Origin of the sequence: Ventosimonas gracilis (genome assembly GCF_001580025.1) — a bacterium.
GTDB lineage: Bacteria > Pseudomonadota > Gammaproteobacteria > Pseudomonadales > Pseudomonadaceae > Ventosimonas > Ventosimonas gracilis.
This window is the reverse complement of sequence record NZ_LSZO01000194.1, coordinates 1-599: the sequence shown is the minus strand read 5'-3', so window position 1 is coordinate 599 and position 599 is coordinate 1. Positions and strand designations below refer to the sequence as shown.

Below are 599 nucleotides of genomic sequence, written 5' to 3'. Positions count from 1 at the left end.
TGTGAAGTTAGCTAATCGGCAAGCCGCTTATCTAACTTCACCTCCCTTATTCGCACTTTGTGCTCAACGGGCATCCTGCTCTGCGAGGCTTAAAAGCGGTTAAAAGCGATATGACACCAAGGGAAGAAACCGACAATGCGTCGTCAGTTAATGCAATACGCGCCAAACGCCGTAAGCATTTGCGTGTGCCCGTTTTGGATGATGAAGCGGCCATTATTGAAGCTAACGCCAAACAAGCTGGCATGAGCACGGCAAGGTATTTGCGAGAAGTCGCTATGGGTTATCCGCTGCACTCTGTGATGGATAAAAAAGCCGTGCTCGAATTAGTGCGCATCAATAGCGATTTAGCCCGCTTGGGTAATTTGCAAAAGTTGTGGCTGGATAATGACGCACGCACCGCGCGGTTTGGTACAGACCAGATTAACCGGCTGCTGCACCGGATTGAAGGCACCCTTGCAGAGTTGCGCAAGCTGATTAAGTTGGTATCAGCAGGCAAGGGCTTAACAGCATGATTGCCAAGCATATTGCGATGCACTCGCTGGCTAAATCGAGCTTTGCCGGATTGGTTAATTACATTACCGACGATCAAAGCAAAAACC

1 protein-coding gene is annotated in these 599 nt (G+C 49.2%); it reads left to right on the top strand.

Annotated elements, in window-relative coordinates; genetic code table 11:
- Nucleotides 1-110 precede the first annotated feature (110 nt).
- Nucleotides 111-512 (top strand): conjugal transfer transcriptional regulator TraJ, encoded by a 402-nt coding sequence (traJ, locus tag AXE65_RS11275; protein ID WP_068392399.1) that lies wholly within the window; start codon nt 111-113, stop codon nt 510-512.
- Nucleotides 513-599: the final 87 nt, after the last annotated feature.

What these genes read in the sequence shown, in the direction of transcription:
- traJ (WP_068392399.1), top strand. Translation starts at nt 111, where the DNA reads ATGACACCAAGGGAAGAAACCGACAATGCGTCGTCAGTTAATGCAATA.